We start from the raw sequence: 15115 nt of genomic DNA on the forward strand, positions 1-15115 counted from the left end.
GACGCCATGTTCCGCCGCACGTTCTGGTTCACGGCCGGCGCAGCCGCCGGCGTATGGGCCACCACCAAGGTCAACCGCAAGCTGAAGCAGCTGACCCCCGAGAGCCTCGCCGCCCAGGCGGCGGACAAGGCCGTCGAGGCAGGTCACCGGCTCAAGGACTTCGCCCTCGACGTGAGGGCGGGCATGCTCCAGCGGGAGACCGAACTGGGCGAGGCACTCGGCCTGGACGGCCCCCCGGTCGACAACGACCGGGATCGCGAGCTTCCGGCACCCCGCCGCAGGGCGGCGCTCGACCACACCGCGCCCCCGACCACGACGTATTCAATCCCCACGATCTCGTACAACCGGAATGAGGACCACTGATGGAGTCGGCTGAAATCCGCCGCCGCTGGCTGAGCTTCTTCGAGGAGCGCGGGCACACCGTCGTCCCTTCGGCGTCGCTCATCGCGGACGACCCGACTCTGCTGCTCGTCCCGGCCGGCATGGTGCCCTTCAAGCCCTACTTCCTGGGTGAGGTCAAGCCGCCCTTCTCGCGCGCCTCCAGCGTGCAGAAGTGCGTGCGGACGCCCGACATCGAGGAAGTCGGCAAGACCACCCGCCACGGCACGTTCTTCCAGATGTGCGGCAACTTCTCCTTCGGCGACTACTTCAAGGAAGGCGCCATCAAGCTCGCCTGGGAGCTGCTGACCACCTCGGTGGAGCACGGCGGCTACGGGCTGGAGCCGGAGAAGCTCTGGATCACCGTCTACCAGGAGGACGACGAGGCCGAGCAGATCTGGCGCGACGTCGTCGGCGTCCCCGCCGAGCGCATCCAGCGCCTCGGCAAGAAGGACAACTACTGGTCGATGGGCGTCCCCGGACCCTGCGGCCCGTGCTCCGAGATCAACTACGACCGCGGCCCCGAGTTCGGCGTCGAGGGCGGCCCGGCCGTCAACGACGAGCGGTACGTGGAGATCTGGAACCTGGTCTTCATGCAGTACGAGCGCGGTGAGGGCTCGGGCAAGGACGACTTCCCGATCCTCGGCGAGCTGCCGTCGAAGAACATCGACACGGGCCTCGGTCTCGAGCGCCTGGCGATGATCCTCCAGGGCGTCCAGAACATGTACGAGACGGACACCCTCCAGGTCGTCATCGACAAGGCCACCGAGCTCACCGGCGTCGCCTACGGCAAGTCCCACGACAGCGACGTCTCGCTGCGCGTGGTCGCCGACCACATGCGTACGTCCGTCATGCTCATCGGCGACGGCGTCACCCCCGGCAACGAGGGCCGCGGCTACGTGCTGCGCCGCATCATGCGCCGCGCCGTCCGCAACATGCGCCTGCTCGGCGCCACCGGCCCGGTCGTCCAGGACCTCGTCGACACCGTGATCAACACGATGGGCGAGCAGTACCCGGAGCTGGTCACCGACCGCAAGCGCATCGAGACCGTCGCCCTCGCCGAAGAGGCCGCCTTCCTGAAGGCCCTCAAGGGCGGCACGAACATCCTCGACACCGCCGTGACCGAGACCAAGGCCGCCGGCGGCACGGTCCTCTCCGGCGACAAGGCGTTCCTGCTCCACGACACCTGGGGCTTCCCGATCGACCTCACCCTGGAGATGGCCTCCGAGCAGGGCCTCTCCGTGGACGAGGACGGCTTCCGCCGCCTGATGAAGGAGCAGCGGGACCGCGCCAAGGCCGACGCCAAGGCCAAGAAGACCGGTCACGCCGACATGACCGCGTACCGGGAGATCGCCGACGGCAACGGCGCCACCGAGTTCACCGGCTACACCAACCTGGAGGGCGAGACCACGGTCGTCGGTCTCCTCGTCAACGGTGTCCCCTCGCCGGCCGCCTCCGAGGGCGACGACGTCGAGGTCGTCCTCGACCGCACCCCGTTCTACGCCGAGGGCGGCGGCCAGATCGCCGACCAGGGACGGATCAAGCTGCACAGCGGCGCGGTCATCGAGATCCGCGACGTCCAGCAGCCCGTTCCCGGTGTCTCCGTGCACAAGGGTTCCGTGCAGGTCGGCGAGGTGACCGTGGGCGCCACCGCCTACGCCACCATCGACGTGCGCCGCCGCCGGGCCATCGCCCGCGCCCACTCGGCCACCCACCTGACCCACCAGGCGCTGCGTGACGCCCTCGGCCCGACGGCCGCCCAGGCCGGTTCCGAGAACCAGCCCGGCCGCTTCCGCTTCGACTTCGGTTCGCCGAACGCCGTCCCCGGCACGGTCCTCACGGACGTCGAGCAGAAGATCAACGAGGTCCTCTCGCGCGAGCTCGAGGTCCACGCCGAGGTCATGCCGATCAACGAGGCCAAGCGCCAGGGCGCCATCGCCGAGTTCGGCGAGAAGTACGGCGAGCAGGTCCGCGTCGTCACCATCGGCGACTTCTCCAAGGAGCTGTGCGGCGGCACGCACGTCGGCAACACCTCCCAGCTGGGCCTGGTGAAGCTGCTCGGCGAGTCGTCCATCGGCTCCGGCGTGCGCCGTATCGAGGCCCTCGTGGGTGTCGACGCGTACAACTTCCTGGCCCGCGAGCACACGGTCGTCGCCCAGCTCCAGGAGCTGGTCAAGGGCCGCCCGGAGGAGCTGCCGGAGAAGATCTCGGCCATGCTCGGCAAGTTGAAGGACGCCGAGAAGGAGATCGAGAAGTTCCGCGCGGAGAGGGTCCTCCAGGCCGCCGCCGGTCTCGTCGATTCCGCCCAGGACATCCGCGGCCTCGCCCTCGTCACGGGCCAGGTCCAGGACGGCACCGGCGCCGACGACCTGCGCAAGCTGGTCCTCGACATCCGCGGCCGCTTCCCGTCCGACCGTCCGGCCGTCGTCGCCCTGTTCACCACGGCCAACGGCAAGCCGCTCACGGTCATCGCCACCAACGAGGCCGCCCGCGAGCGCGGTCTCAAGGCCGGCGAGCTGGTCCGCACGGCCGCCAAGACCCTCGGTGGCGGTGGCGGCGGCAAGCCGGACGTCGCCCAGGGCGGCGGTACGAACCCGGAGGCCGTCGGCGAGGCCATCGCCGCCGTCGAGCGTCTCGTGGTGGAGACGGCGTGACGATGCGTCGCGGCCGCCGTATCGCGGTCGATGTCGGGGACGCCCGGATCGGGGTCGCCTCGTGCGACCCCGACGGGGTCCTCGCCACGCCGGTGGAGACCGTGCCGGGACGTGACGTCCCGGCCGCCCACCGGCGGCTCCGCCAGATCGTCGAGGAGTACGAGCCCATCGAGGTCGTCGTGGGCCTGCCCCGCTCGCTCAGCGGGCGGGAGGGTCCGGCCGCGACCAAGGTCAGGGCCTTCGCCCGCGAGATGGCCAAGGGCATCGCGCCCGTGCCGGTCCGGCTGGTCGACGAGCGGATGACGACGGTCACCGCGACCCAGGGGCTGCGGGCCTCGGGAGTCAAGGCGAAGAAGGGGCGGTCCGTCATCGACCAGGCCGCTGCCGTGATCATCCTGCAAGCAGCTCTTGAGTCCGAACGGGTATCAGGTAATCCGCCCGGCGAGGGCGTCGAAGTGGTCATCTGATCGCGATACGGTAACGTTCCGCGCGATGCGGCGGTGTTCGAACAACTGCCGCACTACGTAGAGGCGGATCGTCCGGAAGCCTCGCGGCTGTTTGGGGATCGATGACTGAGTATGGCCGGAGCCCCGGCTCCGAACCGTGGCACCCCACGGACCCGTTGTACGGGGACCAGGGGTGGGAAGGTCAGCAGCAGTACCCGCACCCGCAGCAGGCGAGCCAGTACGGCCAGGGCGGCGGCCAGGGGTACGAGGACCCTGCGTACCAGCAGCAGTACCAGCAGCCTCAGTACCAAGAGCAGCAGCAGTACCAGGACCCGCAGCAGCACCAGGGCTATGTGGATCCGCAGTATCAGCAGCAGCTGCAGGCGCAGCAGTACCAGCAGCAGCAACAACAACAGCACCACCACCAGCAACACCAGCAGCAGTACGGGACGGGGTACCCGGGCGGTTACGACACGCCCGGGAACCTCGGACAGCAGTACGACGGCGGCTGGGAGTCGGGCCAGGCCGCGATGGCGTACGGCGGGCCCCCGGCCGATCCGTACGGCGGCCAGAACCCCGACCTCTACGGCACCCCCCAGGCGTACCCGCCGCCCCAGCCCCCCGGCCACCGGCAGAACCCGCCGGAGCCGGTGATCGACTGGGCGCCGGAGGAAGAGGCGCGCCCGGAGCCGGAGGAGGAGCAGCACCCCTTCTTCACGGGCGCCGAAGACTCGGACGACGACCGCGACGACCGCGGCAGGCGTGACGAGCACGACGACTACGACGAGTACGAGGACGAGCCCGCTCCCGGACGCGGCTCCCGCGGCGGCGACCGCGAGCGCCGGAGCAAGGCGAAGAAACGCAAGGGCAAGAACGGCGTGGCCTGCCTCGTCGTCGCGGCCGTGCTGGTCGGCGGCGTCGGCGGCATCGGCTACTTCGGCTACCAGTTCTGGCAGGGCCAGTTCGCCGCGGCACCCGACTTCACGGGCGCCGGAAGCGGTGAGGTCCAGGTCGAGATCCCGAAGGACTCTGGTGGCTACCAGATCGGCAACATCCTGAAGAAGGCGGGCGTCGTCAAGAGCGTCGACGCCTTCGTCTCGGCGCAGGGAAAGAACCCCAAGGGGCTCTCCATCCAGGCTGGCGTCTACACGCTGAAGAAGGAGATGTCGGCCGAGAGCGCGGTCTCCCTCATGCTCAACCCGGTGAGCCAGGCCAACCTGGTCATCCCCGAGGGCAAGCGCAACACCTGGGTCTACGACCAGCTCGACAAGCGCCTCGACCTCAAGGCCGGCACCACCAAGGGCATCGCCCAGGCGAAGGCGGACTCCCTGGGTCTGCCCGACTGGGCCAAGAACCATCCCGACGTCAAGGACCCGCTGGAAGGATTCCTCTTCCCGGCGAGCTACCCGGTCGCGAAGGGCACGAAGCCCGAGGACGTCCTCCGCAAGATGGTCTCGCGCGCGAACGCGGAGTACCTCAAGCTCGACATGGACGCGAAGGCCAAGGCACACGGCCTGGAAGGGCCCTGGGAGCTGCTGACGGTCGCGAGCCTCGTGCAGGTCGAGGGCAAGTACAAGCACGACTTCGACAAGGTCGCGCGGGTCGTCTACAACCGGCTCAAGCCGAACAACGTCGAGACCGTGGGCCGTCTGGAGTTCGACTCGACGGTGAACTACTTCAGGGGCACGAGCACCCTCGACGTCGGCACGGTCGAGGAGATGCGCAAGATCAAGGATCCGTACAACACGTACGCGTTCGACGTGAAGGGCCTCATTCCCGGTCCCATCAGCAACCCCGGCATCGAGGCGCTGAACTCGGCGATGAACCCGGCCGACGGCCCGTGGTACTACTTCGTGTCGATCAACGAGAACAAGACGGTCTTCTCCGTGACCCTCAAGGAGCACAACAAGAACGTCGCGGAGTACGAGAAGGAACGGGAACAGGGCCAGTGAGCAAGCAGCACCGCGCGGCCGTCCTCGGTTCGCCGATCGCCCACTCGCTCTCCCCGGTCCTGCACCGGGCGGCCTATGCCGAGCTGGGCCTCGACGACTGGTCGTACGACCGGTTCGAGGTCGACGAGGCCGCACTGCCCGGCTTCGTCGGCGAGCTGGACGACAGCTGGGCCGGACTGTCGTTGACCATGCCGCTCAAGCGGGCGATCATCCCGCTGCTCGACGAGGTCAGCGACACGGCCGCCTCCGTGGAGGCCGTCAACACGGTCGTCTTCCGGGAGGACGGCCGCCGCGTCGGCGACAACACCGACATCCCCGGCATGATCGCCGCCCTGCGCGAGCGGGGCGTCGAGAAGGTGGAGTCCGCCGCGATCCTCGGCGCCGGAGCCACCGCCTCCTCGGCGCTCGCGGCACTCGCCCGCGTCTGTGCGGGCCCCGTCACGGCCTACGTCCGCAGCGAGGCGCGCGCGGAGGAGATGCGCGGCTGGGGCGAACGGCTCGGGGTGGACGTCCGTACCGCCGACTGGGAGAGCGCGGCCGAGGCCTTCGCCGCCCCGCTGGTCATCGCGACCACCCCGGCCGGCACCACGAACGCCCTCGCCGCCGCCGTCCCCGACGCCGTCGGCACGCTCTTCGACGTCCTGTACGACCCCTGGCCGACCGCCCTCGCCGCGGCCTGGTCGGACCGCGGCGGCAAGGTCGTCGGCGGCCTCGACCTCCTCGTCCATCAGGCCGTCCTCCAGGTCGAGCAGATGACGGGCCGCACGCCCGCCCCGCTCGCGGCGATGCGGGCGGCGGGAGAGCGGGCCCTGGCCGCCAGGTAGGCTCGCGTGCGTGCGCCGGACCGATCGGCGCACGAGGGGGTACGGGGGACATGGACGAGGAACTGGTGCTGGCGTCCAAGTGGGACGTCGGCTTCGACGTGGTGCGTTTTCTCTGGGTGGGGTTCTTCAGCAGCCTGCCCCCGTGGGCGCGGTACACGGTGCTCGCGCTGTTCTGCGCGACCCTGGTGTACGGCTTCGTCTCCTGGCTGCGGAACCGTTCCGGCTCCGCCCCGGAGGCCGACCCGGATGCCCAGGAGACCGCCCCGGATGCCGCGGAGAGCACGTCGGACGCCCAGGAGACCGTCCAGGATGGTGAGACCCGCGTCCGATAGCTGGACCGGAGGCCGGGCGACCGGCCCGGACGTGGGAGGATCGGACACGGCGGGCCCGGGCCGCGCACCCGGCCGCGCCGTCGCAGTACCCAGGCGCGAGCATGAGGAGCATCGTTGAGCAGGTTGCGTTGGCTGACCGCTGGGGAATCCCACGGACCCGCGCTGGTCGCGACGCTGGAGGGTCTTCCCGCCGGCGTCCCCGTCACCACCGAGCTGGTGGCGGACCACCTCGCGCGGCGTCGACTCGGCTATGGGCGCGGCGCCCGGATGAAGTTCGAGCAGGACGAGGTCACCTTCCTCGGCGGTGTCCGTCACGGGCTCTCCCTCGGCTCCCCGATCGCCGTCATGGTCGGCAACACCGAGTGGCCCAAGTGGGAGACGGTCATGTCGGCCGACCCGGTCGACCCGGCCCTGCTCAAGGAGACGGGCCGCAACGCGCCCCTGACCCGGCCCCGGCCCGGCCACGCCGACCTCGCCGGCATGCAGAAGTACGGCTTCGACGAGGCCCGCCCGATCCTGGAGCGCGCCAGCGCCCGGGAGACCGCGGCCCGCGTCGCCCTCGGCGCCGTCGCCCGCTCCTTCATCAAGGAGGCCGCGGGCATCGAGATCGTCTCGCACGTCGTCGAACTGGCCGCCGCCAAGGCGCCGTACGGCGTCTACCCGACGCCCGGCGACGTCGAGAAGCTCGACGCCGACCCGGTCCGCTGCCTCGACGCCGACGCGTCGAAGGCGATGGTCGCCGAGATCGACCAGGCCCACAAGGACGGCGACACCCTCGGCGGAGTGGTGGAGGTCCTCGCGTACGGCGTGCCCGTCGGCCTCGGCTCGCACGTCCACTGGGACCGGCGCCTCGACGCCCGGCTCGCCGCCGCCCTCATGGGCATCCAGGCCATCAAGGGTGTCGAGGTCGGCGACGGCTTCGAGCTCGCCCGCGTGCCCGGCTCGAAGGCTCACGACGAGATCGTCCGTACCGAGGACGGCATCAAGCGCACCTCCGGCCGCGCCGGCGGCACCGAGGGCGGTCTGACCACCGGCGAGCTGCTGCGCGTCCGTGCCGCGATGAAGCCGATCGCGACCGTCCCGCGCGCCCTCGCCACGATCGACGTCGTCACCGGCGAGGCCACGGCCGCCCACCACCAGCGCTCCGACGTGTGCGCCGTCCCCGCCGCCGGCATCGTCGCCGAGGCCATGGTCGCGCTCGTCCTCGCGGACGCCGTCGTCGAGAAGTTCGGCGGCGACAGCGTCCCGGAGACCCGCCGCAACGTGCAGTCGTACCTCGACAACCTGCGCATCCGGTGACCGCCGGACCGCTGGTCGTCCTCGTCGGACCCATGGGGTCCGGCAAGTCCACGGTGGGCGCGCTCCTGGCCGAACGGCTCGGCGCGCCCTACCGGGACACCGACGCCGACATCGTCGCCGCCGAGGGCCGGGAGATCTCCGACATCTTCGTCGAGGACGGCGAGGAGCACTTCCGCGCCCTGGAGCGGGCCGCGGTCGCCACGGCCGTCGCCGAGCACGAGGGCGTCCTCGCCCTGGGCGGCGGCGCGGTCCTCGACGAGGGCACCCGTGGCCTGCTGGCCGGGCTGCCCGTCGCGTACCTCTCGATGGACGTCGAGGAGGCGGTCCGCCGCGTCGGCCTCAACACCGCCAGGCCGCTGCTCGCCGTGAACCCGCGCCGCCAGTGGCGCGAGCTGATGGACGCGCGCCGCCACCTCTACACCGAAGTCGCACGAGTGGTCGTCACCACCGACGACCGCACCCCCGAAGAGGTCGCGGACGCGGTCCTCTCGGCACTGGATCTGAAGAAGGACGCATGACGACGGACCAGGAAACGACCCGTATCCAGGTCGCGGGCAGCGCGGGCACGGAGCCGTACGAGGTGCTGGTCGGCCGGCAGCTGCTCGGCGAGCTCCCGGCACTGATCGGCTCGCGGGCCAAGCGGGTCGCCGTGATCCACCCGGAGGCGCTCGCCGACACCGGCGAGGCGCTCCGTGCCGACCTCGCCGACCAGGGCTTCGAGGCCGTCGCCATCCAGGTGCCGAACGCGGAGGAGGCGAAGACCGCCGAGGTCGCCGCCTACTGCTGGAAGGCGCTGGGCCAGACCGGCTTCACCCGGACCGACGTCATCGTCGGCGTCGGCGGCGGCGCGACCACCGACCTCGCGGGCTTCGTGGCCGCGACCTGGCTGCGCGGTGTGCGCTGGATCGCCGTACCGACCACGGTCCTCGCCATGGTCGACGCGGCCGTCGGCGGCAAGACGGGCATCAACACCGCCGAGGGCAAGAACCTCGTCGGCGCCTTCCACCCGCCGGCGGGCGTCATCTGCGACCTCGCCGCGCTCGACTCGCTGCCGGTGCACGACTACGTCAGCGGGCTCGCCGAGATCATCAAGGCCGGCTTCATCGCCGACCCCGTGATCCTCGACCTCGTCGAGGAGGACCCGCAGGCCGCCCGCACGCCCGCGGGCCCGCACACCGCCGAGCTGATCGTCCGGTCCATCCAGGTCAAGGCGGACGTCGTCTCCGGCGACCTCAAGGAGTCCGGCCGCCGCGAGATCCTCAACTACGGCCACACGCTGGCCCACGCCATCGAGAAGAACGAGCGGTACAAGTGGCGGCACGGCGCCGCCGTCTCCGTCGGCATGGTGTTCGCCGCCGAGCTCGGCCGGCTCGCCGGCCGGCTCGACGACGCCACCGCCGACCGGCACCGCGCGGTCCTGGAGTCCGTCGGCCTGCCGCTCACCTACCGCGGCGACCAGTGGCCCAAGCTCCTGGAGACGATGAAGGTGGACAAGAAGTCCCGCGGCGACCTGCTGCGCTTCATCGTCCTCGACGGGCTCGGCAAGCCGGCCGTCCTCGAAGGCCCCGACCCGGCCGTGCTGTTCGCGGCGTACGGCGAGGTGGCGGTGTGACCGACCCCCGACCCGTACTGGTGCTGAACGGCCCGAACCTCGGGCGGCTCGGTTCCCGCGAGCCCGACATCTACGGCGCCACCTCATACAAGGGGCTCGTGGAGTCCTGCCGGGCCCTCGGCGCGGAGCTCGGCTTCGACGTCGAGGTCCGGGAGACCAACGACGAGGGCGAGATGATCCGCTGGCTCCACGAGGCGGCGGACGGTTCGGTCCCGGTCGTGCTCAATCCGGGGGCGTTCACCCACTACTCGTACGGGATGCGGGACGCGGCCGCGCAGCGGACGGCCCCGCTGATCGAGGTGCACATCTCGAACCCGTACACCCGTGAGGAGTTCCGGCACACCTCGGTCGTCGCCGCGGTGGCGACCGGGACGGTGGCCGGCTTCGGGATCGGCTCCTACCGGCTGGCGCTGCGGGCGCTCGCCGAGGAACTGACCGACAGCTGACCTGGTGGCGAGCGGGCGGGGGCGGGCCGGGCACTACGGGCCCGCCCCCGCCGTTCCCCCTGTGGGGGGATGGGGCGGTAACGTTCCGGCGTCCCTGATTCATCAGTCAGTCGTACGAGACGGAGTGGCACCGGATGCAGCATGCAGTGGGGGGCCCGCTGCCACCGCCCGAGCAGTCGCCGGGCCAGGCGCCCGGCACCGGACCCGTGGCAGGCGCCGCGCCGGGGTCCGTCGCGGGGCCGGCCTCCGGACAGGCCCCCGGAGCTCCCATGACTCCCGGACAGGCGCCCGCAGCCCCCGGAGCTCCCATGGCTCCCGGTCAGGCCCCGGGCCCCGTCCCCGGACCGCCGGTGGGCGGTGGTCCGCAGGGCGGGCACCCGCCCCTCCCGTCCGCGCCCCCGCCGAGCGGCCCGTACCCCGCGCCGAACGCCGGGTCCCGGCTCGGCGTGCACCCCGCCCTCCAGGCGGGCGCTCCCCGGCCGCAGCACCCCACGCCGCCCCCGCACGCCGCTCCGCCCGCCCAGGGCCCCGGCGGACCGGGCTGGGGCACCCCCGGAGCCGTACCGCAGCATCCGGCCGCCCCGCAGCACCCGACGGTCCCGAACCACTCGGCCCGGGCGCCGCTCCGCGCCGACCTCACCGGCCACGTCCCGCTGCCGCCCGTGGGCGCGCCCGTCGCGCCGCCCGTGGAGCACGGCGGAGGGACGGGCGCGGCGACCCTCGCCGTGCTGCTCATCGGCCCCGCGGGTGCCGGCAAGACGACCGTCGCCCGCCACTGGGCCCAGCGCCGCCGCGTGCCCACCGCGCACATCAGCCTCGACGACGTACGCGAGTGGGTCTGCTCCGGCTTCGCCGACCCGCAGTCCGGCTGGAACGAGCACTCCGAGGCGCAGTACCGGCTCGCCCGCCGCACCTGCGGCTTCGCCGCCCGCAACTTCCTCGCCAACGGCATCTCCTGCATCGTCGACGACGCGGTCTTCCCCGACCGGCCGGTCGTCGGACTCGGCGGCTGGAAGCGGCACGTCGGACCCGGCCTGCTGCCCGTCGTGCTCCTGCCGGGCCTGGAGATCGTCCTGGAGCGCAATGCCGAGCGCAGCGGCAACCGGCGCCTCTCGGACGAGGAGGTCGCCGCCATCCACGGCCGGATGGCCGGCTGGTACGGCTCCGGCCTGCCGATCATCGACAACTCCACGTACGACGTCGAGACCACCGCGCGCGTCCTCGACGACGTCCTCGCCCGCGCGATAGCGAGCCCACCGGCCTGGTGACCGGGCCGGGGGCCCGCCTGCCCGGCACCGACCCGGCGCGGAACCGGCCGCGCCGGGCGCCCCGCACGGTCGGCCGCTCAGAACAGGCCACCTCGCCGAGCTCCTCGTAGGCTCGGAGCATGTCAGAGGTGTATGCGGACCGCCGTGTACGGCTGCGCGATCGGTGCGCGGCCGCGGGCAGCCCGGCGGCCCTGGTCTCCCGCCCCGCCAACGTCCGCTATCTCGCGGGCGGTTCGCCCGCGGGAGCGGTCCTGCTCATCGGCCCCGAGCCGGACGCGGACGTCCTGCTCTGCACTGTCGCGCCCGGCGGGGAGCCGGCCGACGGACGGCTCGACGAACTGCTCCGGCAGCAGGTCCTGCCCGCCGGCGGGGGAGATCCGGCGGTCGCGGCCGTCGACCTCGCGCGCCGGGCGGGCGCCGACGCGCTCGCCGTCGAGGAGCACGACCTGACCGTGGCCCGGCACCGAGCCATGGGCTCCGTCGCGCCCGGCCTCCACCTCGCGGACCTCGCCTGCGCCGTGGAACAGCTCAGGATCGTCAAGGACGAGGACGAGATCGCCTGCCTGCGGATCGCCGCCGAGATCGCCGACCAGGCCCTCGGTGAGCTGCTGGAGTCGATCCTGGTGGGGCGGACCGAGCGCCACCTCGCGCTGGAGCTGGAGCGGCGGCTCGTCGACCACGGTGCCGACGGGGCCGCCTTCCCGACCTCCGTGGCGACCGGCCCGCACTCCGGGCGCCGCAGGCACCGGCCCACCGACCGCCGCGTCGAGGAGGGTGATTTCCTCTCCGTCTGCCTCGGCGCCGACTATCGCGGCTACCGGTGCGAGATCGGTCGCACCTTCGTCATCGGCACGGCGCCCGCCGACTGGCAGATCGAGCTGTACGAGCTCGTCTTCGCCGCTCAGCGGGCAGGACGCGAGTCCCTCGCACCGGGCGCCGAGTACCGCGACGTGGACCGGGCGGCCCGCCAGATCCTGGACTCCGGGGGCCACGCGGAGGCCGCCGTGCCGCTCACCGGGCACGGGGTGGGGCTCGAAATCGACGAGGACCCGCAGCTCTCACCCTCGGCCATGGGTAAACTGGACGCTTGTGTGCCGGTCACCGTCGAACCGGGGGTTCACCTCCCGGGACGGGGCGGGGTCCGGATCGATGACACGCTCGTCGTGCGCCAGGAGGCGGACGGCGGACCCGAGCTACTCACCATCACGACCAAGGAGCTGCTCGCGCTGTAGAGCGCGTACGTCTCCGCGGTCCCACGTCAGTCCAGGAGATTCCGCAACCGTGGCTTCCACGAACGACCTCAAGAACGGCATGGTGCTCAAGCTCGACGGGGGCCAGCTCTGGTCCGTCGTCGAGTTCCAGCACGTCAAGCCCGGCAAGGGCCCGGCCTTCGTGCGCACCAAGCTCAAGAACGTGCTGTCCGGCAAGGTCGTCGACAAGACGTTCAACGCCGGCGTCAAGGTCGAGACGGCCACCATCGACCGCCGCGACATGCAGTTCTCCTACATGGACGGCGACTACTTCGTCTTCATGGACGAGCAGACCTACGACCAGCTGATGGTCGACCGCAAGTCCGTCGGCGACGCCGCCAACTTCCTCATCGAGGGCTTCACCGCCTCCGTCGCCCAGCACGAGGGCGAGGTGCTCTACGTCGAGCTCCCGGCCGCCGTCGAGCTGACGATCAAGCACACCGACCCGGGCGTCCAGGGCGACCGCTCCACCGGCGGCACCAAGCCGGCCACGCTGGAGACCGGTCACGAGATCCAGGTCCCGCTCTTCATCACCACCGGTGAGAAGATCAAGGTCGACACCCGCACCAGCGACTACCTCGGCCGGGTGAACAAGTAACCGTGGCCGCTCGGAGCAAGGCCCGCAAGCGCGCCTTCCAGATCCTCTTCGAGGCGGACCAGCGTGGTGCCTCCGTCCAGGAGGTTCTCGCGGACCAGGTCCGGCACGCGCGGTCGGACGACCGCCAGCCGCCGGTGAACGACTTCACCATGCAGCTGGTCGAGGGCTACGCGTCCCACGTGGCTCGGATCGACGAGCTCATCGCGACCTACGCGGTGGACTGGGACCTCGACCGGATGCCGGTCGCCGACCGGAACATCGTGCGCCTCGGGGCGTACGAGCTGATCTGGGAGGACGGCACGCCGGACGCGGTCGCGATCGACGAGGCGGTGCAGCTCGCCAAGGAGTTCTCGACCGACGAGTCCCCGAACTTCGTCAACGGCCTGCTGGCGCGCTTCAAGGACCTGAAGCCGCGGCTGCGCCGGGACGCGGACGTCTGAGTCCCCAGGACATCGGACAGTCCGGGCGTCAGGACGTCACCCGTCGCCGAAGGGGCCCGCAGCTCACGCTGCGGGCCCCTTCGGCGTGTCCGGGCCCCTCGGGGCACCGGCGGGCCCGGAGGGCCTGAGCGGCCCGTACAGGGCGGGGAAAAGCCAACGGGCCCGTGGACGTCGGATGACGTCCACGGGCCCGGCGGTACGTTTCTGCTGTTGCCTCGGAAGGACAGCGGGTCAGTTCTCCTCGTGGGCGACCGCGCGGCGCGCGTCCGCGTCGAGGACGCCCCAGCTGATCAGCTGCTCGGTGAGGACCGAGGGGGACTGGTCATAGATGACGGCGAGCGTGCGCAGGTCGTCCTGGCGGATCGACAGCACCTTGCCGTTGTAGTCGCCGCGCTGCGACTGGATCGTCGCCGCGTAGCGCTGGAGGGGGCCGGCCTTCTCCTGGGGGACGTGCGCGAGCCGCTCCAGGTCGAGGACCAGCTTCGGCGGCGGCTCGGCGGCCCCGCCCGGGGTCGTGCCCGGCAGGAGCTCCTGCACCGGCACCCCGTAGAAGTCGGCCAGCTCGGCGAGACGCTGCACGGTCACCGCGCGGTCACCACGCTCGTACGAGCCGACGACCACGGCCTTCCAGCGGCCCTGGGACTTCTCCTCCACCCCGTGGAGGGAAAGACCCTGCTGGGTGCGGATGGCACGGAGTTTGGCCCCGAGCTGCTTTGCGTATTCGCTGGACATAACGCTCCCGGACGCTGTGACGACATGCGGCTGCGCCGCGCGGCTGGTAACTCACTGTGAGGTTACGCAGCGTTACTCTTTCCCGTCAAGCCGAAAGGTCCGTACCGCCCCCTCCCGGGGGACGTCGCCCGGAGTGGCGGTGGGGGCGTCGGAAGCGGGACGACATGCCCCTGGTAGTGTTGACCGCGCAAATCCGACGTCCTTTAAGAGCCGTCCCGTGAGGCGGAGAAGGAGGTCCGTTTCCCATGGACGCTCAGCAGTACAGCGATGACGCCCGGCCCGTTCTCGAGGCCCCGGACATCGCGCGGGTCCTGACCCGTATCGCCCACGAGATCGTCGAACGCGCCAAGGGCGCCGACGACGTGGTCCTCCTCGGCATCCCCACCCGCGGTGTCTACCTCGCCCGCCGGCTCGCCGAGAAGCTCGAATCGATCACCGGCGCCAAGATCCCGGTCGGTTCCCTCGACATCACCATGTACCGGGACGACCTGCGCCTGAAGCCGGCCCGCGCCATCGGCCGCACCGAGATCCCCGGTGACGGCATCGACGGCCGCCTCGTCGTCCTCGTCGACGACGTGCTCTTCTCCGGCCGCACCATCCGCGCCGCCCTCGACGCCCTCGGCGACATCGGCCGTCCGCGCGCCGTCCAGCTCGCCGTCCTCGTCGACCGCGGCCACCGCGAACTCCCGATCCGCGCCGACTACGTCGGCAAGAACCTCCCCACGTCGCTGCGGGAGACGGTCAAGGTCCAGCTCGCCGAGGAAGACGGTCGCGACACCGTCCTGCTCGGCACCCGGACCGCCTCCTAGCCGGACCGGCTCCCCCGCGGGGCAGGGGTACACCCCTGCGCCCCCGCATGCCCGCATGCCTCCCCACCACGGAGA

16 protein-coding genes are annotated in these 15115 nt (G+C 71.6%); 15 read left to right on the forward strand and 1 reads right to left on the reverse strand.

What is annotated here, in order from left to right; translation table 11 throughout:
• Positions 1-6 precede the first annotated feature (6 nt).
• The 14 genes from DEJ46_RS32560 (at position 7) to nusB (ending at position 13499) form a co-directional block, all read left to right on the forward strand.
• A complete protein-coding gene (locus tag DEJ46_RS32560) occupies positions 7-363 on the forward strand; it encodes a DUF6167 family protein (protein WP_150272100.1) in 357 nt (118 codons plus the stop codon).
• On the forward strand, positions 363-3032 hold the full coding sequence (gene alaS / locus DEJ46_RS32565; protein WP_150272102.1) for an alanine--tRNA ligase: 2670 nt from the start codon (positions 363-365) through the stop codon (positions 3030-3032). The genes DEJ46_RS32560 and alaS overlap by 1 nt, the downstream gene beginning before the upstream one ends.
• A gap of 2 nt (positions 3033-3034) precedes the next feature.
• The gene (ruvX, locus tag DEJ46_RS32570) at positions 3035-3499 is read left to right on the forward strand and encodes a Holliday junction resolvase RuvX (protein ID WP_099054263.1); all 465 of its coding nucleotides are present in this window, start codon (positions 3035-3037) and stop codon (positions 3497-3499) included.
• 101 nt (positions 3500-3600) lie between these two features.
• Positions 3601-5430 carry an endolytic transglycosylase MltG gene (mltG, locus tag DEJ46_RS32575; RefSeq protein WP_150272104.1) on the forward strand — a complete coding sequence of 610 codons (1830 nt, stop codon included), beginning with the start codon at positions 3601-3603 and terminating at the stop codon, positions 5428-5430.
• Positions 5427-6254 (forward strand): shikimate dehydrogenase, encoded by an 828-nt coding sequence (locus DEJ46_RS32580; protein WP_150272106.1) that lies wholly within the window; start codon positions 5427-5429, stop codon positions 6252-6254. The genes mltG and DEJ46_RS32580 overlap by 4 nt, the downstream gene beginning before the upstream one ends.
• A 50-nt stretch (positions 6255-6304) precedes the next feature.
• Positions 6305-6586: a hypothetical protein gene (locus DEJ46_RS32585; RefSeq protein WP_150272108.1), complete on the forward strand. Its 282-nt coding sequence runs from the start codon at positions 6305-6307 to the stop codon at positions 6584-6586.
• Positions 6587-6700: 114 nt separating this feature from the next.
• Positions 6701-7885, forward strand: a complete 1185-nt coding sequence (gene aroC / locus DEJ46_RS32590) for a chorismate synthase (RefSeq protein WP_150272110.1) — start codon at positions 6701-6703, stop codon at positions 7883-7885.
• A complete protein-coding gene (locus DEJ46_RS32595; RefSeq protein WP_150272111.1) occupies positions 7882-8403 on the forward strand; it encodes a shikimate kinase in 522 nt (173 codons plus the stop codon). Before aroC ends, DEJ46_RS32595 begins: the two co-directional genes overlap by 4 nt.
• Positions 8400-9497, forward strand: coding sequence for a 3-dehydroquinate synthase (gene aroB, locus DEJ46_RS32600; protein ID WP_150272113.1), 1098 nt, complete (start codon positions 8400-8402; stop codon positions 9495-9497). The genes DEJ46_RS32595 and aroB overlap by 4 nt, the downstream gene beginning before the upstream one ends.
• Positions 9494-9943, forward strand: a complete 450-nt coding sequence (gene aroQ / locus DEJ46_RS32605) for a type II 3-dehydroquinate dehydratase (RefSeq protein ID WP_150272115.1) — start codon at positions 9494-9496, stop codon at positions 9941-9943. The genes aroB and aroQ overlap by 4 nt, the downstream gene beginning before the upstream one ends.
• Before the next feature lie 308 nt (positions 9944-10251).
• Positions 10252-11211, forward strand: a complete 960-nt coding sequence (locus tag DEJ46_RS32610) for an AAA family ATPase (protein WP_223835259.1) — start codon at positions 10252-10254, stop codon at positions 11209-11211.
• 119 nt (positions 11212-11330) lie between these two features.
• Positions 11331-12443 (forward strand): aminopeptidase P family protein, encoded by a 1113-nt coding sequence (locus DEJ46_RS32615; protein WP_150272117.1) that lies wholly within the window; start codon positions 11331-11333, stop codon positions 12441-12443.
• Positions 12444-12492: 49 nt separating this feature from the next.
• Positions 12493-13059, forward strand: a complete 567-nt coding sequence (gene efp, locus DEJ46_RS32620; RefSeq protein WP_030316297.1) for an elongation factor P — start codon at positions 12493-12495, stop codon at positions 13057-13059.
• A 2-nt stretch (positions 13060-13061) separates the two neighbouring features.
• Entirely contained in the window at positions 13062-13499 is a 438-nt protein-coding gene (nusB, locus tag DEJ46_RS32625) for a transcription antitermination factor NusB (RefSeq protein WP_055644573.1), read from the forward strand.
• Positions 13500-13730: 231 nt separating this feature from the next.
• Here nusB and bldD read toward each other — a convergent pair whose 3' ends face one another.
• A complete protein-coding gene (bldD, locus tag DEJ46_RS32630) occupies positions 13731-14231 on the reverse strand; it encodes a transcriptional regulator BldD (RefSeq protein WP_015032294.1) in 501 nt (166 codons plus the stop codon).
• A 245-nt stretch (positions 14232-14476) separates the two neighbouring features.
• Here bldD and pyrR point away from each other — a divergent pair, with 245 nt between their 5' ends.
• Positions 14477-15040, forward strand: a complete 564-nt coding sequence (pyrR, locus tag DEJ46_RS32635) for a bifunctional pyr operon transcriptional regulator/uracil phosphoribosyltransferase PyrR (protein ID WP_150272119.1) — start codon at positions 14477-14479, stop codon at positions 15038-15040.
• Positions 15041-15115: the final 75 nt, after the last annotated feature.

Origin of the sequence: Streptomyces venezuelae, assembly GCF_008642375.1 — a bacterium.
GTDB classification, from domain to species: domain Bacteria; phylum Actinomycetota; class Actinomycetes; order Streptomycetales; family Streptomycetaceae; genus Streptomyces; species Streptomyces venezuelae_G.

What these genes read in the sequence shown, in the direction of transcription:
- DEJ46_RS32585 (WP_150272108.1), top strand. Translation starts at nt 6,305, where the DNA reads ATGGACGAGGAACTGGTGCTGGCGTCCAAGTGGGACGTCGGCTTCGAC.
- bldD (WP_015032294.1), bottom strand. Translation starts at nt 14,231, where the DNA reads ATGTCCAGCGAATACGCAAAGCAGCTCGGGGCCAAACTCCGTGCCATC.
- aroB (WP_150272113.1), top strand. Translation starts at nt 8,400, where the DNA reads ATGACGACGGACCAGGAAACGACCCGTATCCAGGTCGCGGGCAGCGCG.
- ruvX (WP_099054263.1), top strand. Translation starts at nt 3,035, where the DNA reads ATGCGTCGCGGCCGCCGTATCGCGGTCGATGTCGGGGACGCCCGGATC.
- DEJ46_RS32560 (WP_150272100.1), top strand. Translation starts at nt 7, where the DNA reads ATGTTCCGCCGCACGTTCTGGTTCACGGCCGGCGCAGCCGCCGGCGTA.
- pyrR (WP_150272119.1), top strand. Translation starts at nt 14,477, where the DNA reads ATGGACGCTCAGCAGTACAGCGATGACGCCCGGCCCGTTCTCGAGGCC.
- alaS (WP_150272102.1), top strand. Translation starts at nt 363, where the DNA reads ATGGAGTCGGCTGAAATCCGCCGCCGCTGGCTGAGCTTCTTCGAGGAG.
- mltG (WP_150272104.1), top strand. Translation starts at nt 3,601, where the DNA reads ATGACTGAGTATGGCCGGAGCCCCGGCTCCGAACCGTGGCACCCCACG.
- DEJ46_RS32610 (WP_223835259.1), top strand. Translation starts at nt 10,252, where the DNA reads ATGGCTCCCGGTCAGGCCCCGGGCCCCGTCCCCGGACCGCCGGTGGGC.
- DEJ46_RS32615 (WP_150272117.1), top strand. Translation starts at nt 11,331, where the DNA reads ATGTCAGAGGTGTATGCGGACCGCCGTGTACGGCTGCGCGATCGGTGC.